General features: G+C 73.5%; 16 protein-coding genes and 1 pseudogene. 14 read left to right on the top strand and 3 right to left on the bottom strand.

Annotated elements, in window-relative coordinates; genetic code table 11:
- Positions 1–14: 14 nt before the first annotated feature.
- The 5 genes from LPA54_RS06550 to LPA54_RS42840 all read left to right on the top strand — a co-directional run bounded on the left by LPA54_RS06550 (position 15) and on the right by LPA54_RS42840 (position 6,472).
- Positions 15–728, top strand: coding sequence for a demethylmenaquinone methyltransferase (locus LPA54_RS06550; protein ID WP_228974696.1), 714 nt, complete (start codon positions 15–17; stop codon positions 726–728).
- Positions 725–2,074, top strand: a complete 1,350-nt coding sequence (locus tag LPA54_RS06545) for a geranylgeranyl reductase family protein (RefSeq protein WP_228974693.1) — start codon at positions 725–727, stop codon at positions 2,072–2,074. The genes LPA54_RS06550 and LPA54_RS06545 overlap by 4 nt, the downstream gene beginning before the upstream one ends.
- Positions 2,064–2,999: an alpha/beta fold hydrolase gene (locus LPA54_RS06540; RefSeq protein ID WP_228974691.1), complete on the top strand. Its 936-nt coding sequence runs from the start codon at positions 2,064–2,066 to the stop codon at positions 2,997–2,999. The genes LPA54_RS06545 and LPA54_RS06540 overlap by 11 nt, the downstream gene beginning before the upstream one ends.
- A 21-nt stretch (positions 3,000–3,020) precedes the next feature.
- Positions 3,021–4,643 carry an alpha/beta fold hydrolase gene (locus tag LPA54_RS06535; protein ID WP_228974689.1) on the top strand — a complete coding sequence of 541 codons (1,623 nt, stop codon included), beginning with the start codon at positions 3,021–3,023 and terminating at the stop codon, positions 4,641–4,643.
- 728 nt (positions 4,644–5,371) lie between these two features.
- Positions 5,372–6,472: a WS/DGAT domain-containing protein gene (locus LPA54_RS42840; protein WP_228974687.1), complete on the top strand. Its 1,101-nt coding sequence runs from the start codon at positions 5,372–5,374 to the stop codon at positions 6,470–6,472.
- Between the two features lie 510 nt (positions 6,473–6,982).
- Here LPA54_RS42840 and LPA54_RS06525 read toward each other — a convergent pair.
- Positions 6,983–8,053: a polyprenyl synthetase family protein gene (locus tag LPA54_RS06525; protein ID WP_228974685.1), complete on the bottom strand. Its 1,071-nt coding sequence runs from the start codon at positions 8,051–8,053 to the stop codon at positions 6,983–6,985.
- 464 nt (positions 8,054–8,517) lie between these two features.
- On the opposite strand from LPA54_RS06525, the gene LPA54_RS06520 reads away from it, so the two are divergent.
- The 5 genes from LPA54_RS06520 (at position 8,518) to LPA54_RS06500 (ending at position 16,862) form a co-directional block, all read left to right on the top strand.
- Positions 8,518–10,671, top strand: a complete 2,154-nt coding sequence (locus LPA54_RS06520) for an N-acetylmuramoyl-L-alanine amidase (protein WP_228974811.1) — start codon at positions 8,518–8,520, stop codon at positions 10,669–10,671.
- A 236-nt stretch (positions 10,672–10,907) separates the two neighbouring features.
- Positions 10,908–12,200: an NAD(P)/FAD-dependent oxidoreductase gene (locus tag LPA54_RS06515; protein ID WP_306806464.1), complete on the top strand. Its 1,293-nt coding sequence runs from the start codon at positions 10,908–10,910 to the stop codon at positions 12,198–12,200.
- Between the two features lie 306 nt (positions 12,201–12,506).
- Positions 12,507–14,684, top strand: coding sequence for a TOMM precursor leader peptide-binding protein (locus LPA54_RS06510; protein ID WP_228974681.1), 2,178 nt, complete (start codon positions 12,507–12,509; stop codon positions 14,682–14,684).
- A gap of 19 nt (positions 14,685–14,703) precedes the next feature.
- The gene (locus LPA54_RS06505; protein WP_228974679.1) at positions 14,704–15,783 is read left to right on the top strand and encodes a SagB family peptide dehydrogenase; all 1,080 of its coding nucleotides are present in this window, start codon (positions 14,704–14,706) and stop codon (positions 15,781–15,783) included.
- A 401-nt stretch (positions 15,784–16,184) separates the two neighbouring features.
- A complete protein-coding gene (locus LPA54_RS06500) occupies positions 16,185–16,862 on the top strand; it encodes an adenosylcobinamide amidohydrolase (RefSeq protein WP_228974677.1) in 678 nt (225 codons plus the stop codon).
- Positions 16,863–17,227: 365 nt separating this feature from the next.
- Here the strand turns inward: LPA54_RS06500 and LPA54_RS06495 are convergent, their stop codons facing one another.
- Together LPA54_RS06495 and LPA54_RS06490 are read right to left on the bottom strand one after the other, a co-directional pair.
- The gene (locus LPA54_RS06495; RefSeq protein ID WP_228974675.1) at positions 17,228–18,202 is read right to left on the bottom strand and encodes a DUF2332 domain-containing protein; all 975 of its coding nucleotides are present in this window, start codon (positions 18,200–18,202) and stop codon (positions 17,228–17,230) included.
- Between the two features lie 377 nt (positions 18,203–18,579).
- Complete coding sequence (locus tag LPA54_RS06490) at positions 18,580–19,647, bottom strand: arabinan endo-1,5-alpha-L-arabinosidase (RefSeq protein ID WP_228974674.1); 1,068 nt, start codon at positions 19,645–19,647, stop codon at positions 18,580–18,582.
- A gap of 253 nt (positions 19,648–19,900) precedes the next feature.
- Between LPA54_RS06490 and LPA54_RS06485 the strand changes: the two are divergent.
- From LPA54_RS06485 to LPA54_RS06470, 4 genes and pseudogenes are all read left to right on the top strand, one after another.
- A pseudogene (locus LPA54_RS06485) lies at positions 19,901–20,836 on the top strand (TerC family protein); the annotation flags it as partial.
- A gap of 853 nt (positions 20,837–21,689) precedes the next feature.
- The gene (locus tag LPA54_RS06480; protein ID WP_228974672.1) at positions 21,690–22,637 is read left to right on the top strand and encodes an LAETG motif-containing sortase-dependent surface protein; all 948 of its coding nucleotides are present in this window, start codon (positions 21,690–21,692) and stop codon (positions 22,635–22,637) included.
- A 307-nt stretch (positions 22,638–22,944) separates the two neighbouring features.
- Entirely contained in the window at positions 22,945–23,937 is a 993-nt protein-coding gene (locus tag LPA54_RS06475; protein ID WP_228974670.1) for a helix-turn-helix domain-containing protein, read from the top strand.
- A 318-nt stretch (positions 23,938–24,255) separates the two neighbouring features.
- Positions 24,256–24,603, top strand: coding sequence for a peptidase inhibitor family I36 protein (locus LPA54_RS06470; protein WP_228974668.1), 348 nt, complete (start codon positions 24,256–24,258; stop codon positions 24,601–24,603).
- Positions 24,604–24,837 lie beyond the last annotated feature (234 nt).

The raw sequence follows: 24,837 nt of genomic DNA, 5'->3' as shown, positions 1-24,837 counted from the left end.
CGGCAGGAGCACTCATGTCGAGGGCGACGCTCGCCAGACAACCCGACGCCGTGACCCGCATGTTCGACCAGGCGGCACACCGCTACGACATCACCAACACCGTCCTTTCCGCGGGGCAGGACCGGATCTGGCGGGCCCGTACCCGCCAGGCACTCGCGCTGCGCCCCGGAGAGCGGTGCCTGGACGTGGCGTGCGGCACCGGCGTCTCGACCGAAGCCCTGGCACGCTCGGGCGCGACCGTGGTCGGCATCGACCGTTCGCCCGGGATGGTGGGCCGGGGCGCGCACCGGGACGTCACCCTCCAGGTGGGTGACGCTCTTTCCCTCCCCTTCGAGGACGCGCGGTTCGACGCGGTGACCATCATGTTCGGGTTGCGCAACGTCGTGGACGCACCCACCGCGCTGCGCGAGATGAGCAGGGTCGTACGGCCCGGGGGACGGCTGGTGGTCTGCGAGTTCAGCCACCCCACGTGGGAGCCGTTCCGCACCGTCTACCTGCGCTACCTGATGGGGGGACTGCCCCGTATCGCCCGCTGGACGTCGAGCAACCCCGACGCCTACACCTACCTCGCGGACACCATCCGCGCCTGGCACGACCAGCGCGCGCTCGCCGACGTGATCGCCCGCTCGGGCTGGACCCGCGTGTCATGGCGGAACCTCACCGGCGGCGTCGTCGCCCTGCACCGCGCCACGCGCCCCGCCTCCCCGCCCGAGGAGGCCGGCGCATGAGCGCCTCACGGACGACGGAGGCGCAGGTCATCGTGGTGGGCGCGGGCCCCGGAGGGTCCACCGCCGCCTACCACCTGGCACGCCAGGGTCTGGACGTCGTCGTGCTGGAGAAGGCGCGCTTCCCCAGGGAGAAGGTCTGCGGCGACGGCCTGACGCCCCGCGCCGTACAGCAGCTGGTGCGCATGGGTGTCGACACCACCGCGTCGGGATGGACACGCAACCGGGGCCTGCGCTTCGTCTCCCGCGGGCACACGCTGGAAATGGACTGGCCCGAGTGCGGACGGTTCCCCGGTTACGGCCTCACCCGCGCCCGGGACGACTTCGACGACCTCCTCGCCCGACACGCCGCGGCGGCCGGGGCCCGGCTGCACACCGGCACGAAGGTCACGCGGCCCCTGCTCGACCGCGCCGGGCGGGTCGTCGGCGTCCTCGCGACCGGCGAGGACGGCCGGTCCGAAACCTTCACCGCGCCCCTGGTCATCGCAGCCGACGGCGTCGCCGGGCGCCTCGCCGTGGCCGTCGGGATCGAGCGGCTGAAGAAACGCCCACTCGGCACCGCCGTCCGGCGGTACTTCCGCAGTCCCGCCAAGCACCAGGACGCCTATCTGGAGACCTGGCTGGACCTGCGCCGCCACGACGGCCGCATCCTCCCGGGATACGCGTGGATCTTCCCCATGGGCGACGGCCGGGTCAACGTCGGCCTCGGCGTCCTCAACGACTCCCGGACCGGCTCCATGGAGATGTCCGGGCTCCTCGACGCCTGGCTGGCCCGCACTCCGGTCGCGTGGGGACTGCGCGACGCGGGCAACGCGGAGGGCCCGCTGCGCGGCGCGGCCCTGCCGATGGGGTTCAACCGGCTCCCCCACTACCGGCCGGGGCTGATGCTGATCGGTGACGCCGGAGGCATGGTCAACCCGTGCAACGGTGAGGGCATCGCCTACGCCATGGAGTCCGCGGAGCTCGCCGCCGAGGTCGCCGCCCAGGCCCTGGCCCGCTCCGCCGGCCCGTCCCGGGACCGCGCCATGGAGCACTATCCACGCGAGATGGCCCACCGGCTGGGCCGCTACTACCGTGTCGGCCGGGGCTTCTCCGCCCTCATGGCCCGGCCCGCCTTCACCGCGCTGGTCACCCAGAACGCCGTCCGGTCGCCCCGCGCCATGCGCTTCATGGTCCGGCTCCTGTCCAACCTGACCGACGCCCCCGCGTCCGACGTCATGGACCACGTCATCAACACCGTGGTCCGCCTGACACCGGCCGGGACGACCCGCGGAGCCGCCCGCCCGGTCACCGCCCGTACCCCGGCGCCGCCCGGACGCGGCGAGGGAAGCGACGGCCGTGGCGACTGAAGCGGTCGACCGGCTGGAGCACGAGGGGTTCGCGTACTACCGCCGCGTGCTCGCCCACGCCCGGTCGCGCACGGCCCCTGTGCTCTTCCTCGGCGGCGCGTTCCAGGACATGCGCTCATGGCGGCGCCACGAGTCCGTCTTCCGGCGGCACACCACGGTCGTCACGCTCGACCTGCCCGGGTACGGGATGGCCGACGAACTCCCCGCGCACCACGGCATCGACTTCCTCGCCGTGGCGGCGCACCACGCGATGCGCACGGCGGGTTTCGAGCGGTACGACCTGGTGGGGGTCTCCTACGGCGCGCTCGTCGCCCATCGGCTGGCGCAGCGGTACGGGTCGGACGTCGTGCGCAGCCTGGTGTTGACCGGGGCGGCCGATCCGCGGCAGCCGCTGCGGGAGGAGGAGGTGGCCGCTCTACGTCACTTCACAGACCTCCTGAAGGCCAGCGACGTAGAGTCGTTCGCCCGGATGGCGGTCGACCACCTCTCCCCCGCCTGCCCGCCCGGGCCCGTGCACCGGCATGCCGCGGTGCGCCGGATGGTCCACGGGGCGCTGGTGCGCGTACCGCGACAGGCACGGTCCAAGATCATTTCCAACACGCGCCGGCTCTACACCTCGCAGGTCTCCTACGACGGCCCGCTGCCGGACACGCCCACACTCGTGTGCACCGGCGAGTTCGACACCCTGACGCCTCCCGAGGGCGGGCGCCGGCTGGCCACCGCCTACCCCCGGGGCACCTGCGTCACGATCGCGGAGACCGACCACCTGTCCTTCGTGCAGCGCGACCGCGAGTACGCGCAGCTGCTCCTCACCCACTTCCGAGGCGAGGACTGCGCGCGTCTGCCGTACTGCCGCCGCCTCCCCCACACCCACGACGGCCCCCGGCCGGGTGTGCCGGCCGCGTCGGCGCACCCGGCGGCCTGACCACCGAGGATCGAAGAGTCCATGCCCATTCGCTGGTCCGCCACCCCGGCGTACGCCCCGTCCCCCGGACGCGGACGGAAACGTCCCCGCCCCGCCTGGACGGCTGCCGTCGCCGGAGCGGTCTGCGTGGTGACCGTGTCGTCCGGGGCCTTCGCCACACAACCCGCCACCACTCCCCCGGCCGTCGACGCGGTGTCGCCCCGCCCGGCCGACCACCGCATCACGACCGAGCCGGGTGTCGCGCTCAGCGCCACCGTCCACGTCCCACGGCGGGCGGCGGCCGGGGAGCGTCCGCCGCTCCTGGTGATGCCGGGCACCTGGGCGTTCGGCAAGGCTCCGTACAACACCGAGGCGCGCCACTACGCCGACGCCGGGTACCTGGTGGTCACGTACTCGCCGCGGGGTTGGGGTGCCTCCACGGGGCGCATCGACTCCGCCGGCCCCCGCGACGTCCACGACCTGTCGTCCGTCATCACCTGGGCGGGTCGCCGTCTGGGCGTCGACCTGCGGCGCGTCGGCGTCCTCGGATACTCCTACGGGGCCGGCATCGGGTTGCTCGGCGCGGCGTCCGACCCGCGGATCGACGCCGTGGCCGCCATGGACGGCTGGGCGGACCTGGAGGACACGTTCTTCCGCCATGACACCCCAGCGGCCTTCAAGGCGTCCACGCAGCACGGCTTCGCCCGGTTGCTCGGCAAGCCGTCCGATGAGATGGTCGAGATGAAACGCGCCCTGTTCTCCGGCCGCGTCCCCGAGCACGTGCGGGCATGGGCCCGCCAGCGGTCCCCCCAGCAGTACGTGGCCGCCCTCAACGCCCACCGGACAGCGGTGTTCCTGGTCAACCACTGGACGGACACGCTGCTGGCACCACCGGATCAGATCGGTCACCTCTTCGACTCCCTCGACGGCCCCAGGCATCTGGAGATGCGGCCCGGCGAACACGCCGAACACGGCATCTACTGCCTCACCGGCGTGCGCATCGACGTCTGCCGCAGGACACAGCGGTGGCTCGACGACCACGTGCGTGACCAGCGCACCGCCGTCGAGGACGCCGCTCCCTTCCTCCTGCGGCCGCGCCAGGGGAACGCGGAGGAGCGGCACGCCGACTGGCGCTCCATGACCGCGCGGCGTGAACGGTCGGAGCTTCTTCACCATGGGCCCGTCACCATCCGCACGGGGCACGGCGCGGGCGCCGACACCGGGCTGCCCCTCCTCTCACCGGCCCTGGACAAGCGCGGCCTGCCACCCCTGGCGGTGCTGCCGCTGCTGCCCCGCACCACCACCGCCGTCTGGCACGCGGCGGGCTTCACCACCGCCCCCACACCCCTGCGCGGCACCACCCGTGTCACCGTGCCGGTGACGCCCAGCGCCTCCACCGGCACCTTCTTCGTCTACCTCTACGAACAGGACGCCCTCGGTGTGGGCCGTCTCATCAGCCACGCGCCCTACACCTTCACCGACCGTGCCCCCGGCCACCGGTTCACCGTCACCCTGGACATGCACGCCACCGCCTACGACGTCCCCCGCGGTCGTCGACTCGCCGTGGTCATCGACACGGAGGACCTGGTCTATCGCTCGGCCAACCCCGCCGGAGCGCGTCTGACCTTCGGACACCCCCGCCTCTCCCTGCCTCTCGGTCCCTGAGCGGGCCCCCTCGCCTCCCCGTCGCGGGCGTACCTCTCGCGCAGCAACAGATCGTGGTGAGGTGCGTTTCTCGCGCAGGTCGGCGCGAACGCGCTGGTAGCTGCCCTTGTACCGTAACCATGCGCGCGACCGTGGACGGCTGCGACGCAACGGACGCCAGGGCTGGGTCGATCACGGCGGCGATCCGGGCCCGGGTCGCCGCAGCCGCAGCCGCAGCGCGGGCGTGCTTGAGGGTGCCGTCGGCCATCCGGGTTTCGGCAGCACCGAGAGTCGGAGCGCGAGGTCGGAGTGCGCTCGGGCTCAGCCGCCGGGCCGGACTGCCTGACCTGGATGGGGCGCAGTTCCCATGTCGGCGTTCCCTCCCGGTACAACCCCGCCCTTCGGGCGCGAAAAGGGAGAAATTGGCGCTATTCGGGGCGCAATCGGGATCCGTATCGGTGCGCCGTAAGCGACGAACAGGGTCAGGCCCATACAAGGAGGTGCTGCGCCTGCCGCGGCGGGCGGGACGGGACACTCGCTCCTGCCGGGAACGCAGCGGGCGACCACCCCTCGCTCCATCCTCCAGGAGGCATCGCACCGTGCTGTCCGGACCGCCTGCTGCGCCACCCCGTCGACTGCGACTCGGGGCGGTCGACGCCGTGCTTCATGCCGGGGCCGGCCACCAGTCGAGACCCGTGTGCTACCTCCTTGATTTCGAAGGCACTGCCCCGGAACCGACCGCGTTGGGTGTGCGCGTCGCGGAACGGGCCTTCCGCCTGCCCGCACTGCGCTACCGCGTCGAGGCCGGCGGACGTAGCGCGCTCCTGACTCCCCCGCCCGTCGCCGACCACCACGTCTTCGCTGTGGACCTGCCCGGTGACAAGGACGCCACCCAGGCCGCCGAGTCGATGCTCAGCCGTCCTCTGCCACCCGCTCCCGCGCCCACGTGGGACGTCTGGCTGATCCGGCGCGCTCGCGGCTCCCACACCCTGTGCTTCCGTATCGATCACGTCCTACTGGACGGTACCGGCGCCTGCCGTATCGCCCGGGACCTGCTCGAGGACCAGCCCGCCCCCGCCGGTGCCCTGCCGCGCCTGCACACCCCCCGACCCGTGCGGGCCCGGGGCATGGCCTCCGCGTGCAAGGACGTGGCCCTGGCCATGCGCCCGCCGCGGCTGGGCCCAGCTTTCAGCGGCCAGGCCACCGGTGTCGCCCGCCTCGCCCACACCGATGTGCCCTTGCGCACCCTGCGCACGATCGGCCGAAACCTCGGGGCCACGATCAACGACGTGCACCTGGGGGCTCTCGCCCTCGCCGTGGGACGCCTCCATCGGCAGCTCGCCGGAGAGCCTCACCCTGCGGTACGCGTCTCCGTGCCGCTGTCGATCCGCACACCCGAACGCGCCGACGCTCCCCTCAACGACGTGGTCAGCTCACTGCTCACGCTGCCCTGTGACGCCGTCTCACCCCTGCAGGCGCTGACCCGGGTGACCGCCCAGACAGCGCGGCTGCGCGAAAGCGGGCACCGGGACGCCGCCCGCCTCCTGCTGGCGGCCGTACCGCTACGGCTGGCAGCGGCTTTCGGCGCGCGCGTGGCCTCGGTCTGTCCGGTCGCCATGGACTGCTCCAACGTCAATGTCGGCCCCGCCCTGCTGCACCAAGGCGCCCGCGCCACACACGGCGCCATTGTCACCCCGCTGATCAGAAACCAGCTCTGCCACATCGCCCTCACCGGCTACGACGACACCGCCCGCCTGACCGTCCTCGCCGACGACGCGTTGACCGGTGCGGACGGCCTGGGAGAACACTGGCTCGCCGCCCTGCATGACCTCGCCGACTACGCCCGCTGAGGGCCCGCGGACCGAAGTCGCCGAACCGCACGACCCCTCCGGCAGTGTCGACGATCCATCCCGGGTTCGAGGGCGAGGCTCCTCTTGTGCGTGGCTCCGATCTCTTCAGGAGGTGCCCGGGTCTGTGACCACGCCCACCCGCCGCCGGTCTCCCCTGCGGCCGGCCACCGGCACTGCCCGGTGAGACGCGGCGGGCACGTTGACCACCGCCCACCGTGTGGTGTTTCCCTGTCACCTCGATGACCCGGGCACCCACCGCATACACGAGCAGATCAGGGCCCTGCGCGCCAGGGGTGCCCCTCGCTGTCGTGGCCGCGGCCTGCGGTGGTGACACGACCAGCGTGTGCTTCCGCATCGAGACGGCTTCGCCCGGCGCCGACAGCCTCCCCGGTCTCCGGCGACAGGCCCTGGCCGATCCGATGGTCCAGGTCCCGCATGCGGCGACGGACGATCCCCCGCCCGCCGGCTGTCCTTCGGCCGGGCAGACCATGTAGGTGGTGCGTTCGCCGGTCACCTGGCTCGCTCGATGCTCCACAGCGGCAGCTGTTCGAAGAAGCCGACTGCCTCGTCCCGCCACCGAGGCCGCCAGCCGGTGGCCACCGCCGATGCCTGCTGCGCGTAGCGGCGCATGTCCGCACGCATCCGGTCGGCCACGCCGCGGCGTTCGCCGATCTCACGGACGGCGGCGATCGTCTCGGGCGTGCAGGTCGCATCGCCGAGCGCGGCCTCCACCACGCGCCGCTCGGCGTCGTCGACGGCCGCGAGGAGCGCACGGACGGTGTAGCTGTGCTTGCCGTCGCGCAGGTCGGTGCCGGTCGGCTTGCCCATGGTGTCCGCGTCCCCGAACAGGTCCAGGAAGTCGTCGCGCATCTGCGCGCTGATCCCGACGAGCCTTGCGTACTCGCGCAGTTCTCCGTCGAAGCGCTGCGGCTGTTCGCCCGCGGCCAGGAGGCCGAGCTGAAGGGGCGCGAGGATCGAGTAGCGGGCGGACTTGTAGTCGGCCACGCAGTGCAGGGTCCCTTCGTCCGGTGCGCCGGCGAAGTCGCGTTCCAGGTCGACGATCTGGCCCAGGAACGTGTCGGCCGCCGCCCGCGTCTGCACCTCCACCATGGCCTGCCGCACCCCGGCAGGCGCCGTGGACTCCAGCAGTACCCGCAGCGACAGGGCCAGGGCGAGGTCGCCCGCGAGGACGGTCAGGCCCAGGGCTGTCCGCGGGTGGTCGGGGAACTGCCGGCGGTAGGCGTAGTAGGTGGACGGGCCGCCGCGGCGGACGGGGCTGTCGTCGATGAGGTCGTCGTGCACCAGGCCGTGGGTCTGCAGCAGCTCGATGCTCAGCGCGGCGGCGTCCAGCCCCTCGGCGGGCCCGTCCGTCACCAGACGCGCCGCTTCATGCAGCAGCACGACCCGCATCCGCTTCCCGCCGCGCAGGGACAACTCCCGCAGAAGGGCGAGGCACTCCGGGGTGAACCGGCTGAACGACGGCACATCGAGTGCAGCGCTCAACGTGTCGAAGTACTCCTCGAACAGCGTGTTGAACCGACGCTCGTACCCGCTGACACGCTCAAGGATCTGCTGGGTCATGACACATGCTTCCTGCTTGGGGATCGGGCGACGCCACGGTGGAAGTGCGACGTTAACGACCCCGAGGGCGCCGGCCCGCGGCCGGGGTCAGGACGTCTCGGTTCGCTCCCACAGCGCCCGGGCTGACAGCCCTGTGACCTTGCTCACGGTCAATGAAAAGGGCTGCTTGTACCCCGTACACACGGTTCCATGCGCGCGGTACGGAAGGGGGCGCACTCGTCTGTGTGTAGCCTTCGTGCGCGCGTGGATGCCGTGGCCGGCGGATGCGCGGCTGGTCGCGGTTTTCGTTTGCGAGGGGTGGGGGCTGCGTGAAGCGGCGTCGGATAGTGGTGGCGGCGAGTGCCGCCGTGGCGGGTGTCACCGGTGTACTGGTCCTCCAGGGGGTGACAGGGACGGAGGCGACCACCGAGGCGGTGGACGGCAAGCCTCGTCCGGTGGTGGCGGAGGCGCGTACGGAGCCGATCATGGCCGCTGCCGACGGTCGTTCGGCGGCGCTGAAGGAGGAGGGCACCCGGCCGTTCAGCATGCTGGGCGTGACGTGGACGGAGCCGTCGGCGCGGGTCGCCGGGACGGTCGAGGTCCGTACGCGTGCGGCCGGTTCGGGGCGGTGGTCGTCGTGGCTGCGGCTGGAGGGCGACAGCGGCCAGGGCGAGGACGGCGCCGCGCGCGGGGGTACCGAGCCCGCGTGGGTGGGCCCGTCCGACGGTGTCGAGGTGCGGCTGCGTGCGGGCGGGACGACGTCGGGCAAGCTGCCGGCCGGGCTGCGGCTGGACATGGTGGACCCCAAGACGGGTGGCGTGAGGGGCATGGCTCCGGCGGCGTTCGCTCTGGAGGAGACCGAGCCGCCCACCCCGGCGGAGACCACGCCCGCGCCGGGAGGGAGCGAGCCGGAGCCGGAGCCGGTGGTGTCGGTGACGCCCAGCGGGGAACCGGTCACGACGCCGCCGGTCAGCCAGGAGCCGACCGGCGAACCCACGACGAGCGCTCCGCCCTCGCCGTCGGCCTCCGTGCCGTCCACCCCGCCGGCGAGCCCCAGCGCCGGCGTGAGCCCGAGCCCGAGTACGACGGTGACGGTGCCGCCGGCGCCGCCGTCGACGATGCCGCGCCCGCCGATCACCCACCGGGCGGACTGGGGCGCGGACGAGTCGATCAGCCCCGAGGCCCCCGGTTACCTGCCGGGCGGGCAGGTCAAGGCCGTGGTGGTGCACCACACCGCCGAGTCCAACACCTACACGTGCGAGCAGGCGCCCGCGGTGGTGCGCGGCATCTACGCGTACCACGTCAAGCAGCTGGGCTGGAAGGACATCGGCTACAACTTCCTCGTCGACAAGTGCGGCACCGTCTACGAGGGCCGCAAGGGCGGCGTGGACCAACCGGTGCAGGGTGCGCACGCCTACGGTTTCAACGCCGAGACGACCGGCATCTCCGTCCTGGGCACCTACACCGACACCGCTCCCTCGCAGGCCGCGATGACCGCCGTCGCGCGGGTCGCGGCGTGGAAGCTGGGCCAGTACGGCGTCGACCCGGCCGGCACCACCACCCTCACCGCCGGTGACGGCGGGCGCAGCTTCTTCGGCAGGACGTGGGCCAAGGGCGCGCAGGTGTCGTTCCCGGTGATCCACGGCCACCGCGACGGCTACAACACCCAGTGCCCGGGCGACGCCTTCTACGGTCAACTGCCCACCCTGCGCTCCTGGGCGGCCGGCCCGGTGGCCGGGCTCGCCATCAAGTCGATCACCGGGGCGAACCTGTCGGGCACGACGTACTACACGAAGTCGTCCCTCACGGTGAACTGGACCTCCACCACTCCCTCCACCCTGGTCAAGAGCCACGACCTGCTCGTCGACGGCCAGGTCGCCGCCACCGCCACCGGCTCGGCGACCTCCGCCACGACGGCGCTCCCGCCCGGCACCCGCAAGGTCCAGGTCCGCGCCGTCCACCACTCCGGCCGCACCACGACCACCCCGGCCGCGACCGTGGTCGCCGAGACCACCGCGCCGGTCTTCACCACCAGGCCCGCGCTCGCCCTGCGCGCCGGCACCGTCGACACCACCGCCGTCCCGCTCACCCTCAGCTGGAAGGCCACCGACACCACCGCGCTGAAGGAGGTGCGCCTGACGAGCCCCGTGGCCAGGACGTACGGCCCGAGCGTCTACTCCGCCGCTCACACGGCCAAGTCCGGCGCGGCCACGACCTGGAGCCTGACCGCCCACGACCGGGCCGGCAACACCGCCGGCGCCTCCGTCTCCGGTACCCACGTCATCCTCCAGGAGACCGCCGCCACGAAGTCCGGCACCTGGGCGGCGAAGTCCTCCACCAGCTACCTCGGTGGCAAGTCCCTGGCGTCCTCCACCAAGAACGCCAGTCTGACCTGGACCTTCACCGGCCGCTCCGCCGCCTGGGTCGTCTCCCGCGCCGCGAACTCCGGCCAGGCGTACGTGTACGTCGACGGCGTCAAGGCCGCCACCGTCGACCTGAAGTCGGCCACCACCAAGTACCGCGACGCCATCTGGACCAAGACCTGGGCCACCAGCGCCAAGCACACGGTCAGGATCGTGGTCGTCGGCACCGCAGGCCGCCCCGCCATCACCACCGACGGTCTCGTCTACCTCAAGTAACACCAGCCCCTACAGAGGCGACCCGCAACCACGCCCCTCGGGCCGGGAAGAACCCAGCCCGGGGGGCGTTGGTCATCTCGGGGTGCAGGTGCGGGCAGTACGCGGCCCCGCTGTGGCCCGCGCCGGCGGTCGGCTGACACCCGAAGCGGGCGCCGTCGGAAGGGGGGGCCGTCGGAAGCGGGGGCCGTCGAGGGTGTCGAGGCGGAGGAAGCGTTGGCGAGTTGGCGTCAGGTGCGATGCCGGCGGGTTCCGCGCCGGTGGGGCCGCGCATAAGACAGAGGGGCGGGGAGTTCGCGCGAGATCGTCCACCCCGCCTTTTCTTTTTTCCTGCCGATTCCCCCCTGTCCGGGACGCGTATGTTCGATGTGGCGATCGTGGGTGCCCGGTGCGCGGGATCGACCACGGCGATGCTTTTGGCGAGGCGTGGGTATCGCGTACTGCTGCTGGAAAGGTCCGCCTTTCCGCATGACACCCTGTCCACGTTGTTCATTCATCTGCGCGGCATGGAACTCCTGGCGCAGTGGGAGCTTTTGCCGGATGTGCTGGCCACCGGGTGCCCGCCTCTGACGACGCTGTCGTTCACGGGCGCCGGGATACGTGTGGAGGGGCCGCTACCGGCGGCCGACGGGGAGCCTCGCATGGTCTGCGCGCCCCGGCGGTACGTACTGGACGACGTCCTGGCCCGGGGCGCGGTCCGGGCGGGCGTCGAGTTCCGCCAGGGGGTCTCCGTCACGGGGCTCCACTGGGAGGACGGCTCGGTCGCCGGCGTGGTGTGCCGGGCGCCCGACGGCCGGGCCCGGGTCGAGCGGGCCCGCCTGGTCATCGGAGCGGATGGGCGCCGTTCGACGGTGGCGCGCCTGGCCGACGCCCCGTACACGCGGTGGGACGGCAGGCTCACCCGGGCGTGGTACACGTACTGGGACGGTCTGGATGACCCGTCCCTGCGGCTCTTCCTCGGTCAGGGCGTCGGTGCGGCCGCGATCCCGACGCACGACGGCCTGACGCTGGTCAACGTCCAGTTCCCCGTTGACCATCCGCTCGGGGAGCGCCGCGACCGCGAGCGGCTGTACCTCGACCTGGTCGGGCGGGCGGCGCCCGGACTGCGGGAGGCGGTGGCGGGCGCCCGCCGGGCGGACCGCCTCCACTGCTGCGGGGACCTGCCCAACTTCTTCCGCCGGTCGACCGGACCGGGATGGGCGCTGGTCGGGGACGCCGCGCTCCACAAGGACCCCCTCGGCGCGCAGGGCATCGCCGACGCCTTCGAGCAGGCGGCACTGCTCGACGAGTGCCTCGGCGACGGCTTGGGCGACCGCGGTCGGACAGCGGCGGCGCTGGAGCGGTACGCCGCCGCGCTGGAGAGCCGCTTCACCCCGCCGTACGAGGAGAACCTCCGCCACGCGAGGCTCTCGGACGCCGAGCGGCACATGGCGGCGCTTCAGGAGTTCCGGCATCACCCCGGTTTCCGGCAAGGGTTTCTGCGGGCGCTTTCCGGGGCGCGCACGCGCGGAGAAACGCACCGAACGGCGTGACGACGCCACGTGGCTTTCCGGCGCGCGGCTCGGGGGCATGCACTGGGCGACCGACGCGTGTCGCGTTTTCGGCGCGCCACGCACGACCTTCCACGAAATGAGGCAAGGCGATGGAAGACATCCAAGACATGTTCGAGGAAATGGCCGTTCCGGAGCCCGAGGTGGCGGCCGGTTGTACCTGCTGCCACTCCGCGGCGGTGTCGGACGAGGAATACGAGATCGACTAGCCGCTCGAGAGGCGCCCCGCCCCCGCCGGGGGCGGGGCACACCCTTCTCGCCGTCCGACCACGCCGAAGGTGGGCCGTCATGAACGCGCAGCCGAGCCAGCCGCCCTCCCCCGCCCCGTCGATCGTCACCCGCCCCGACGTCCGCCTCCTCGCCCGGTCCGGTCTGCTGTACGTCTGTGCCAGCACCGGCACGCTCCGGCTTCGCGGAGCCACCCCGGAGCAGCTGGACGGGAGCGACGGTTTCGTGCGCCCGGACGCCCTGCCGGAACCGGCCGTGACGGGGCTGCGCCGGCGCGGTCTGCTCGCCGAGAGCGGCCCCGTGCCGACCCACCCGCTGTACGACGCGGCGGGCGTGGCCGACGGCACCGTACTGACCGTCGGGCGGGGCCCGCTTCAGGAGGCCGTCCGCCGGCTGCTCGCGGCGGCGGGAGCACGGGTCGAGGACACCGGGATCCCCCCTGCCGTCGAGGGAGCCGGCCGCGCGGCGGCACTGGTGCCGCTGTCGGCGGACGAGACCGAACTGGGCGCCTGGGCACGGTGGTCGGCCGAGACCGGTGGCGCGCTGGTGGCGTATCTGAGCACGCCCACCCGGCTGCTGTTCACCCGGCTGGCCTCGCCGACGACCCCGTGCCCGGTGTGCCTGGTCCGACGCCTGCGCGCCAACCACACCTGGCAGGCGATCGCGGACCTGCCTCTGGAGACACTGATGGGCGCGGCGGACAGCTCCCCCTGGCCCACCACGGCCGTCGCCGCCGGCACCCTCGCCCATGAACTGCTGCGGGCCCTGCCCGACTCGGCGCCCCACGACCCGCCTTACCTGCTGGAAGTGGACCACGCGTCGCTGGAGCGCACCCGGCACCGCCTGCTGCACACGCCGCACTGCCCGGGGTGTCCCGCAGGCGTCCGCCCCACGCCCCGCGCCGACGCGCTGCCCGAGGCCGCTGCCGCCGAGACCGAGCACGGCAGCGGCGCCGACTGGGAGCGCATGCGCCATGCCGTGAGCCCGCTGACCGGAATCGTCGGCGGCATGCGCGTGCTCGAGGACGACCAGCCGGGTGCCACCACCAGCGCCTACACCACCGGAATGCCGACCACGACCTGGTTCTCACCGGTCAAGGCCCAGCCGCAGGGCGCCGCGAACAAGTGGGACCCCGACACCGCCCGGGTGTGCGCCCTCGGGGAGACGATGGAGCGGTACGCGGCGGGCGTGTACGACCCGGCGAACCTGGTCCGCTCCACCCTGTCCGCGCTGGGCGAGGCGGCGGTCGACCCCCGCACGCTGCCCTTGGGGTCGGACGCGGAGTACGCACGTCTGCCCCGCCTCGGCCCGTTCGACCCGGACGCCGAGATCGACTGGGTGCGGGGCGTCTCCCTGACGACCCGGCGCCCGCGCTACGTACCCGCCTGTGCCGTCTACCTCCCGTACCGTTTCCCGCGGGGGCACAAGCCCTGGTTCAACCCCATCTCCAACGGGCTGGCGGCCGGGCGCGACGCCGCCCACGCGGCCCTGGGCGGCCTGCTGGAGCTGGTGGAGCGTGACGCGACCGTCATCGCCTGGTCCAACCGGCTCACCCTGCCCACCCTGGACCTGTCCCTCCTCGGCGACGGCCCGGCCCGCGACATGGCGGAGCGGCTCGCGGCGGACGAGGGCCGCGTCCTGTGCAAGGACCTCACCACCGACCTCGGCATTCCGGTGGTGGGGGTGCAGGTGGTGACCGGCACCCCTGACGAGCCCGTCGTCAGCCACGCGGCCCGGGCGGCCCTCGACGTGCACGAGGCGCTCCAGGGAGCCCTGGAGGAGGCGTGTCTGTGCCTTGAAGCCGTGCGGGGCACACTGCCCACCGAAGGCGTGCCCCACCCCGACGCGGACCTGCGTACGGTCACGGACTTCGGCCGCTACTACTGCAGCCCGGACCGCCTCGGCCACCTGCGGTTCTTGCAGGACGGCCCGTTGCACCCCCTGCCCGCCCCCCGGGCCGCCGGGCGATCCCGGCACGCCCGACTCACCGAGGCCGTCGGGCGGCTGGCCGCCGCCGGGTACGAGACCATCACCGTCGACATCACCCCGATCGACGTGCGGGAGTGCGGTGTCTCCGTCGTGCGGACGATCGTGCCCGGCCTGTGTCCGATCACCCTGCGCCGCGACTTCCACCGCCTCGGCGGCCCGCGCGTCTTCCGAGCGCCCGTGGCCATGGGGCTGCGCGGCGCTCCGCTCACCGAGGGGCAGCTCAACCGCTTGCCCCTCCCGTTCCTCTGACGGCTTTCGGAGGCCCCGCATGAACGACCACCGGCACTACCGCCGCAACCCCGACGTGATCCCCGAATGGGGAGCCGAAGGCGGTCTGGTCCTGCGCGACTGCCGCCACTGGCGGCAGTTCGCCATCCGCCCGGCCCTCGTCACCCTGCTGTCCCACCTCGACCGGCCCCGCACCGCCGAGGAGCTGCACGGCCTGTGGGAACGGTCGCCCGGCCCCGGCCCCGTGGCGGCCCTCCTGGAGAGGCTGGCCGACGCCGGCGTCGTCCGGCGATGCCCGCCCGACGACAAGGACGCGCCGGACGACGGGTGGAGCCCGTACGAACTGGCCGTGCACCGGCAGGCGGGTACCGCGGGGCTCGGCGGGCGGGACCTCGCGGCCTCACCGCCCGCCCGCCTCCGCCACGACGAGGCGACCGCCACCATCCAACTGCCCGAGCCCGCCGGTGCGGGCAGCCGTGCCCTGGCCGCGGTGCTGGCCGAGCGGCGCACCGTCCGCCACTACGCGGCCGAGCCGGTGCCCCTGACCGCCCTGGCCCTCCTCCTGGAGCGGGCCGCCCGGGTCCGCGGTCACCTGCCGCCGCTCGCGTACCAGCAGACGCAGCGGCCGGCACCGTCGGGAGGCGCACGGCACAGTCTGGAGGTATACGTCCTGGCCCGGAGCGTGGACGGCCTCGAACCCGGCGCCTACCACTACGACCCCTTCGGCCACCGTCTCGACGAACTGGCGCCCTGGGACGAGGCCCTGACCGCACTGCAGCAGCGGTTCGTCGTCGCGCCGGCCGGGATGGACGCGCCACCGCCGGTCAGCCTCTACCTCACCTCGTGCGCGCAGCGCACCACCTGGAAGTACTCCCGCCTGGCGCTCGCCCTGATCTACCGCGACACCGGCTGCCTCATGCAGACCCTCTGCCTGACCGCCACGGATCTGGGGCTGGCCGCCTGCCCCGTAGGCGCCATCGACTCCGCGCTGAGCGCCCCCTTCCTCGCCGCGTACCGCGACCGTCTGTTCCACGTCGGCGGAGTGGCGCTCGGGCTGCCCGCCTCGGACCGGCCCCCGGTGGCCGTACTCCCCCTCCCCCGGGGCGAGCGACCTGGCTGACCCGGAGGCTTCCTCCAGGCAAGCGGCGGGAGTGCGTCGCCCTCGGGGCGCCCGGCTGGTCCGGGTAGTGGCGGGCGCCCGGCCCTCGCCACGGCCGGCGCCCTCCCGGACCGCCAAGGCCGTCGGCCCGGGTTGCGGGACAGCGGACGGAGGTACGGCCTGGTCCTCTGTGTGGCGTCGGTACCGGGCGCGCAGGACGGCGGTCATCATCCATCGGCCGGCCGTGACCAGGTCCGGCTGGTGGGGCCGGCCGCGCAGGACGTCGGAGACGTGGCGGCGGGCCTCGGCGGGCGGATGCCGGCGGGTGACCGCACCGCGCATCACGTACACCACGGCGAGGACGTCGACGGCCTCCCAGTACGATCAGCCGGTCCCTCGCCGCCCGAAAGGAGCCCGGACCGTTGGCTGCCGTCATCCCGCCGCCCCGTGCCGCCGGTGTCCTGTCCCTGCAGCGGCTGGTCCGGGTCGAGGACGGCGAGCGGCTGCACGCCCTGCTGTGGCGTGCGGGCCCGGGTTGGCGCATGATCAGCAGCGCGGTCCTCGGCGGGGGCATCGGGGAGCGCGCCTGGGTCCTGAACGCCCAGGTCTCGCACGGCTACCGGCGTACCGACCCGGACCGGCACCTGGCCGCCCTCGCCCGCGATGCCGGCGCCCGGGGGGCGGGGGTCGGGCTGATGACGGCCGCTGACGTCTCCCGTCACGCCGTCGCAGACGACGGCGGCACCGAAGCGGTCGCGACCGCGGGCGTGACGGTCCGCGGGTGGGCCGCGTCCCCGGCGGAGGGCACCCACGGGCCGGCAGCGCCCGGCACGATCAACGTGATCGCCGCGCTCCCCGTGGCGCTGACCGACGCGGCCCTCGTCAACGCGGTGGCCACCGCCACCGAAGCCAAGGTCCAAGCCCTGCTCGACGCCGGATACGACTGCTCCGGCACTCCCACCGACGCCATCGTCATCGCCGCGCGCAGTCCGCGCCCCGGCCGGGAGCTCCATTCCTTCGCGGGGCCGCGGTCGGTATGGGGCGCCCGCCTGGCACGCACCGTCCACCACGCCGTACGGGCCGCCGTACCCCCGCCGTGACGCCCCGCCACGGTCGCCCGCCGGCGCCGCAGGCCGACGGCCACCACGCACGGCACGTCACGAGCGGAAGCGGCTGTCCCTCGCCCCCCTCGCTTGTGGCCTGAGTGCCTCGTGGGCCCCGAGCCCGGATACGGCGGGTGCGGCGACGGCGCAGGCGCCGAGCCCGCCGGCGGGTGGTCCGCCCCTGCCCTCCGCCTCCGACGTGGCGCGACAGTCCGAGGGGCCGCTGACGCTCCGGGCGGCGGGGCCGTTCGCCGCCCACCCGGTCGGCCCGGGACGGGCGCCGGCCCACCGCGTCCGAGCGCGCCAGCCGATTGTTGCGCGTCCTCGCGTGGGAAGACGCCGGGTGGCGGACAGCTGCTCGTTCACGGGGCTGTCCGGGCGGGCAGCCACTCCAGGCGCTGACCGTGCGGGCCGGTGCGGGCGAGCGGGTGCTCGTTCAGGGCGAGGGTGAACAGCAGACGGTCGGAGGGAGGACCGGCGGGCAGCCGGCGGTCCACGGTCGGGAGGACGCCGGGGGCCTCGTTGGAGATCCAGGGGCAGCCCAGCTCCCGCATGGTGGCGGTGAAGGTCTCGCGTTCCTCGGGCGGCAGGTAGGCGAGGACCGCGCTGTGGAGGACGACCGGGGTGGCTTCCCCCGGGGCGGCGGCGACCAGGTCGCGGATGGTCCCGTTGAGGTCGCCGCGGACCAGAGTCGGGGGCTCGACGCGCGCGATCCGCAGGGCGTCCCGCAGCCGGGCCAGTCGCTGGTGCTGCTCGGGCCAGACCAGGCACTCCAGCCAGCGGGCGTCCTGGGGATCGGCCACGTCGAGCGGATTCAGGTCGACACCGGCTCGCCAGACGACCTCCGGCAGTGTGGCGGGCAGCGGAACGGCGCCGGTCGTGTCGCATTCCAGGACGACCGCGCTGTCCGACGGGCCGAGCGCGGTGCCCCCGTCGTAGCGGTAGCGGTAGCGGTCGGGGTAGAGGCAGAGCCCGGCCGAGGCACCGACCTCGATGAGGGCCAGCGGCTGGGGCAGACGGGCCAGCACGGGAAGGAGGACGGAACACCTGCCCGGCTCGTTGGTCTGGGTCCGCCGCTCCAGCATCGTGGCGCGGACCCGGGCCCAGTGGACTCGGGTCCACTCCCGGAAGGCGGCGACGTCATCGACCGGGCCGCCCAGAAAACGCACCGCGGCCAGCAGCAGATTGGGCTGCCGCCTGGCGGGCGGCAGTTCGTCGATGAGCGCCAACAGGTCCGGGAGATCAGCGATCGCGGTGGCCAGCCGCTCGTACGTCGGGGAATGACCCCGCGCCTCCGCCGTCGCGAATCGCCGGTACCGCTCCGCCGTGTCCACCACCGCACTCCCTTTCTCGCCGACCGAACGGCAGCCTAGGGGGTGTCCCCGCTGCCGTGCGCCGACCGGCGGCCGGAGGCAGCCCCGCTCCGACTCTCGCGGGTCCGACGGCGGCACCTGCTGACCCGTGGTCGTCGTGTACGGCATCTGACGTGGCAGCAGGCTCGCATGGAGCGTCGCGGCGCGGCCAGGGAGCGCGGTGACGGCGGGAGTGTCACTGCCGGCCGGGGCGCTCGTCCGCGCCATGGCGGCGGGACGGCGGCAGCCAGGCGGCGAGGAGTGGGCAGGACGTACCGGCGCGGGTCGGGCCGTCTCCCGGGCACAGGGGGCCGCGCGGGCGGTCCTCGCGCGAACCGCCGCCTCCTCGCCGCAGAGCCCGGTCAGTACGCGGTGGGCCAGCCCCCGCTCCACTTCAACAGGTTGACCCCGAGCTTGGGGGCGCCCTTGTCCCTGCCGTCGTAGTAGTGGTAGACGAGCAGGTCCTTGCCGCCGTCGCGCAGGATGTCCTGCCCGCCGGGGCCGATCACGGATCCGTGTGACGCCATGACCACGGTGCCGCCGTCCTTGTTCATCGCCACGCCGTCGCGGTCGTGGTAGGGCCCGGTGGGCTTGGTGGCCCGACCGACCTTGATCTTGTAGGTGGAGGCGGTACCGGCGCAGCAGGTGTCGTACGAGGCGAAGAGGTAGTAGTAGCCGTTCCGCTTGACCACGGTCGGGCCTTCCACCGCCCTCGGCGCCTCGGAGCGCGAGGCGAGCGCGTGGCGGGTGGTGTCGCCCGGGTGCTGCTTGCCGGTCCGCGGGTCGAGGCGGATCATCTTGATCCCGCTCCAGTGGGAGCCGAAGGCCAGCCACCACGTGCCGTCGTCGTCGACGAACAGGTCGGGGTCGATGGCGTTGTAGTCGCTGCCGGCCGTGGAGGAGTGGACGATGCCCTGGTCCTTCCAGCTGCCCGGCGTGCCGGTCGTGGAGGTGGCGAGGCCGATGGCCGAGGCGTTGGAATGGAACGTGGAGACGGAGTAGTACATCAGGTACCGGCCCCCGTGATGGGAGAGGTCGGGTGCCCACGGGTCGTTCTCGGCCGAGTAGCGCGACCACCAACGGGGCGGCTTGGTGAAGGCGTTTCCGTCGCGGCTGAAGGAGACCCGGTCGGTGGAGGTGCGGACCTCCAGGTAGCCGTGGGTGGAGTGGAGCAGGTAGCGCCCGCCGGGGGCCCGCAGCATGGTCGGGTCGTGGACGACGACGTCGCCGGTCACCCGCCCGGGACCGGGCTGGGCGGGCGCGCTCGGCGGCGCCGCCGCGGCCTTCGGTCGCGCGTCCTCCCCGAACGCCCCGAAAGCCGTGCCGTAGGCCATGGCCCCCGCGGCGACCAGCGCCAGCGGGATCCCTGACAGCAGGACCGTCCTCTTTCTGCGGTGCCGCGCCTTGCCGTGGCCGTGCAGCTGTGTCATGCGTGATTCCCAATCTGTACGGGTGTGGGGGGTGCCCGTGAGGGACGGGCTGCTCGACAGTTGCCGCTGAGTCGAGAACGGTTGCCGCCCCGCCGGTACTCGGCCCTGCCGGAGCCCGACCGCGTACCCGTACGCGGCGCCCGCCGGGGCGGCCCTCCCCGGGCCGCTCCGGATGCGCCCGAGGGTGCGGCGGCGCACACTTCGGTATACGAGCCCCGCGTCCCCGGCGCGGGCCATGACGAGGGTGTTCGGTGTGCTTGAGGTCCCGCTGTGGCTGTGGGGGGCTTTCGCCGCGACCGTGGTGGTGTCACTGGCGGTGGATCTGCTGTCCCACCGCACGGCGCATGTCATCGGCTTCAAGGAGGCCGCCGCCTGGAGCGGCCTGTGGGTGGGCCTGGCCCTGGTCTTCGGCGCCGTCGTCTTCCTCGTCCTCGGCACGACGGCGGGCACCGAGTACACGACGGCCTGGCTGCTGGAGAAGAGCCTGTCCGTCGACAACCTCTTCGTCTTCGCCGTGATCTTCGCCTACTTCAAGGTGCCCCGCGCCTACCAGCACCGGGTGCTCTTCCTCGGCGTCATGGGCGCCCTGGTCTTCCGCGGCGTCTTCCTCACCCTCGGCGTCGCCGTCGTCAGCCGCTTCACCGCGGTGCTGTTCGCCTTCGCCGCGGTCCTCTTCTACAGCACGTACAAGCTCCTCAGGGACGAGGAGGAGAGCTTCGACCCGGGCAACAGCTTCGCCGTACGGATGCTCCGCAAGATCGTCCCCGTCTCGGACCAGTACGCCGGGACGAAGTTCTTCGTCAAGGAAGCCGGCAGACGCGTGGCGACCCCGCTGCTCGCGGTGGTCGCGGCGATCGAGGCCGCCGACCTGATCTTCGCCGTCGACAGCGTGCCGGCCGTCCTCGCGGTCAGCGACGACGCCTTCATCGTCTACACCAGCAACGCCTTCGCGATTCTCGGCCTGCGTGCCCTGTACTTCATGCTCGCCGGGCTCCTGGACCGCTTCCACTACCTGAGCAAGGGCCTGGCGATCATCCTCGCCTTCATCGGGGTCAAGCTCATCCTGCAGGCGTCCCACAAGGTGGTCAGCCCGGACATCCCGGAGATCCCCTCGCCGATCAGCCTCGCCGTCATCGTCGTCGTCCTGGCGGCCTCCGTCGTGCTCAGCCTCACCAGGCCGCCTCCGGCCGCCACTCCGCAGGGCGGCGACGACCGGCGGGACGCCTCCGCGGCCGCAGGGGGCGGCCCGGCGGGTGGTGCGCCCGCCGTGGCGGACGCGGACGCCTCCCGACCGCCCGGGGCTCGGCCGGCCCAGCGCCCCAGGGCGCTGGCACCGCCGGAGACGCCGGAGAGGCCGGGGCAGTCGGAGGAGTCGGAGGAGTCAGAGGAGTCGGAGGGGTCGGACGGATTCGAGGGGCGCGAAGGGCGACCACTTTCCGTGGCGGCAAATCCGGCATATCGTAAAGAAATGGTCAAGACGAATCGTAAGGTCGACACGTACACGTGCCCGACGTGCCAGCAGTCCGTCCCCGCCGCGGTCCACCGCCACAAGACCCTCGGCGTCTTCGTTCCGGAATGGGGCCCCGGCGCGTGCCAGAACCGCGACTGTCCCGACTACCGGCTGGACCCCCGGCGCAAACACCCACCGACCAGGTAAGCGGACCACGCCACGATGACGTGCCTGCTCACACCCGGGTCGGTGCCGGCGCCGGTTCCCCGGGAGGCCTGACGTCGCGGCTCCAGGGCGGGCGGCAGCCGGCCGCGCGGCCCCCTACGCCGCCCGGCGGTAGGAGGGTGCGGCACCGGCGTGCGGGCATGACAGGCGCCGGCAGCCGTGGTCCTGCCGGGGCACCCCAGGCGCGGGAGGGCCCCAGGTGGCGCCGGGACGCCCGACGCATACGATCGTCGGGCTGGTCGTCATGGCGCACCGCTGCGCCGGTCACTGTGCGTGGAGCCACGGGGGTTCGACGCACGACCGACGCCGACACCCTGCCCAGGGCGGCCGCATCCGCCACTGTCCTCCGTTCCGGAAAAGGGGACTTGTGAAGATCCGCCGTGCCGTCACGACGGCCGTCACCTGCGCCGCCGTCACGCCCGTGCTGCTGCTCTGCGCCGCGCCCGCGTTCGCGGACCCGGGCTCCTTCGTCGCCGTGTCCCGGGTCGCCACCGCCACTGCGGCGTCCGTCGCGGAGCTGGAACAGGCCGTCGTCCAGGCCGAGAAGGGGTACGACGCCGCCCTCGCCGCCGAAGCCGAGTACCAGAGGGTCCTCGACGCCGAGCTCGACGACGCCACCCACCCGCTCGCCGTCGCGGCCACCGCGGCGCGCGCGCACGCCGGGAGGGCCGCCGCGACGAAGAGCGCCGCGGACAAGGCCGTCACCGATGCCCAGGGCGCCGTCGAGGCGATCGTCGAGGACCCGAACGCCACGGAGGACCAGAGGGTCGCCGCCTTCAAGGCCCACGACGACGCGCGGAAGGCCGCCGAGGCCGCCGCCGCGGCGAAGACCGCCGCCGACGCCAGGAGCACCGCCGCCCGGAGCGCGTTGTCCGACTACCGCGTGCGGCTCGTCCAGCAGCTTCCCGTCCTCAAGAAGACCACCAAGGACGCGCTCACCGCGCTCCAGGCCGCCGAGAAGGCCCTGGAGGACGCCAGGAAGGCCGGCAGCGGCGGCACCGGCGGTACGCCCGCGCCGTCGCCCGGCACCCCCGGCGCCGGCGCCACGCCGACCGCACCCGCCACCGCCACCGCCGCGCCCGCGCCCGCGCCCGCCACGAGCGTGCCGTCCACTTCCGGCAGCACCCCGCAGAGCGGTGCGAGCCCCGCCGCGGCCGGTGCCTCGAACGGCGAGACGGACGGCTCCCTCGCCGAGACTGGTTCCTCCTCGGTGCTGCCCCGGTTCGCCCTCGCGGGCGCCGCCGCCGTGGCCTCGGGCGCCGGGGCGGTGTTCGTCGTCCGCCGTCGCCGGACCGCCGGGCGCAACAGCGCCTGACCCTCACGCGGTGAGGGCGGCCGAACCCTGGCCGGGGGTCGTCGTCGCTCGGTCAGGACTCCGCCGCCGGCAGCCCCAGCGCATCGAGCAGAGCTGCCAGGTGCACCCGGTCACTCGTCTGTCGGGGGGCCGAGGCGCGGCTCTCGGGTGAGCCCGACGCCTCGGGGCCCACCCCATGGTGAAAAGTCCGGAAAGGGCGTTGCAGGCCGCCCTCGTACCGTCTGACAATGCCACGGTCGCCACGGAGGCGGCAGCCGGGACCGGCACCGAGCTGACGGTGTCCCCCGCTCCGTGACGGAGGTCTGTGGTGCTGCGCATCCATTTCACCGCGGAGGATCTTGCCCGCACCCGGGTGGCCAGTACCATCGGGGCCGCCGCGGAGACGTATTACAGCCTGGAGATGCTGGGTCGGCGTTCCGTCCCGTTGCCCTTTCGACGGTGGCGCGCCACGGTGGCCGGCCGGCTCGGTGAGGACGCCGGGCCGCTCACGACGCTGCTGCCGGCGCGGGGCCCGGGCCTCGACCTGCTGGCGCTCGCCGGGGACTCGCCCGACATCGACCACGCGGCGGAGGCTCTGCTGCGGGCTCCGCGCACCCGGGTTCGCCGCGAGCTGGAGCCCGTCGCGGTCGGATCGGCCCACATGCCATGGGCGCGGGCCGTCGCCGAGGGGGACGCCGAGGCCCGGCGGTTGCTGGCGGCCGGCCTCGTGGCGTGTCACCGGGTGGCCGTCGCACCGTACTGGGCGGCTTCCCGGTCGCGACTGGACGCCGTACGGGCGCAGTACGCCCGCACGTTCCTGGACGGGGGCGTCGAGGCTGTGCTGACTGCTCTGAGCCCTCCGCTGGTCCGCTGGCGCCCGCCCGTGCTGGAGGTCCGCTACCCGCGCCCGGTCGAGGTCCACCTGGGCGGCAGGGGGTTGGTCCTGGTGCCGACCCTGTTCTCCTGGCGTGAGTTCAGCCTGCTGTACGACCCGTACGACGACACCTCGGTGCCGCGGCTCACGGTGCCCGCGGTGACCGACCCGGCCACCGGTGCCGCGCTGTGGCATCCCGGGGGTTCCGTGACCGACGATCGGCTGGGCGCCCTGCTCGGACGTACCCGGGCCGCCGCGTTGCGCGTGGCCGCCGACGGTTGCAGTACCACTGGACTGGCCGCGCGACTCGGTGTCTCCCTGGCGGCCGCCAGCCAGCACACCAAGGCGTTGCGCGACGCGCGCCTCATCACCACCAGCCGGCGCGGTGGTTCCGTACTGCACCTGGCCACTGCCCTGGGCCGGGAACTGCTGGCCGGAAACGAGTAGCGGCGCGCAGCGCGGCCGGAGGCCCTTAAGTCATTGCTTAAGGGCGTGGCCGCCGGTGCCGGCAGCCCGGAGCATTCATGGCGTTCGGCGTGTCCGGGAGGGGGTCCCCGCCCGGGAAACCCGGCACGCACAGGGGACGCGTCCTCCGGATCTCCCAGGGGCGCGGAACGTCGCAGACCGTCGGGGCGGCGGGGCGTATCGCGGACGAACTCCCGTCGGGTGGTGCATCCAGCACCGCCCGGCCGGGGTCGCCCGCGGAAAGCCCCGGAAACCGGCGGTCCAACATCGAGGAGTCCCGAGTTGAAGGCAAGCAAGCCCATGCGCACACTCCTGGTCGCCGGCGTCCTGACGTTGGCCACCCTGGGCACCACCCAGACCGCGCAGGCGGTTCCGAGCACCACGAACGCGGTGTGCCCCTCCAACGCGATCTGCCTGTGGACCGGTGTCTCCTACTCCGGCGCTCAGTACAACTGGACGGGGGGATACGTCGACCTGCCTGGGTCCTGGCGCGATCACACCTACTCCTTCATCGCGAACCGGTCCGGCGCCTTCATCGACTGGAGTGGCGGGCAGAAGACCTGCCGCACGGTCAGCAAGGGGCACTACGCCGCCCGCTACGACACCGGATTCGGGAAGAAGATCGACGCCGTCGGCGACAAGTGCTGAGGTCTTGACAGGGGCCCGCACGGCGCGTTCAGCGCCGCCGTGCGGGCCCCCCGGCTGACGGCACCGGGAGGTGGTGCCCCGCGCCGCCTTCCGGCGGGCCCGGATCGCCCCGGGTCGCCCGGCAGGGATGGTCGCCGCCGGCACCCGTTCGGACGTGGGCGGGCCGCCGTCCGGCTCCCGGTACGCCGTGGCGACTTCGACCACATGGTGCGGGCCCGGCGGGGTCCGGTCCGC

This window comes from Streptomyces sp. DH12 (assembly GCF_020873895.1).
Classification (GTDB): domain Bacteria; phylum Actinomycetota; class Actinomycetes; order Streptomycetales; family Streptomycetaceae; genus Streptomyces.
This window is presented reverse-complemented; position numbering and strand designations above follow the sequence as displayed.

Coding starts and splice junctions, on each gene's coding strand:
- LPA54_RS06535 (WP_228974689.1), top strand. CDS start 3,021: ATGCCCATTCGCTGGTCCGCCACCCCGGCGTACGCCCCGTCCCCCGGA.
- LPA54_RS06525 (WP_228974685.1), bottom strand. CDS start 8,053: ATGACCCAGCAGATCCTTGAGCGTGTCAGCGGGTACGAGCGTCGGTTC.
- LPA54_RS06490 (WP_228974674.1), bottom strand. CDS start 19,647: ATGACACAGCTGCACGGCCACGGCAAGGCGCGGCACCGCAGAAAGAGG.
- LPA54_RS06515 (WP_306806464.1), top strand. CDS start 10,908: ATGCCGGCGGGTTCCGCGCCGGTGGGGCCGCGCATAAGACAGAGGGGC.
- LPA54_RS06545 (WP_228974693.1), top strand. CDS start 725: ATGAGCGCCTCACGGACGACGGAGGCGCAGGTCATCGTGGTGGGCGCG.
- LPA54_RS06510 (WP_228974681.1), top strand. CDS start 12,507: ATGAACGCGCAGCCGAGCCAGCCGCCCTCCCCCGCCCCGTCGATCGTC.
- LPA54_RS06550 (WP_228974696.1), top strand. CDS start 15: ATGTCGAGGGCGACGCTCGCCAGACAACCCGACGCCGTGACCCGCATG.
- LPA54_RS06470 (WP_228974668.1), top strand. CDS start 24,256: ATGCGCACACTCCTGGTCGCCGGCGTCCTGACGTTGGCCACCCTGGGC.
- LPA54_RS06505 (WP_228974679.1), top strand. CDS start 14,704: ATGAACGACCACCGGCACTACCGCCGCAACCCCGACGTGATCCCCGAA.
- LPA54_RS06520 (WP_228974811.1), top strand. CDS start 8,518: ATGGCCGCTGCCGACGGTCGTTCGGCGGCGCTGAAGGAGGAGGGCACC.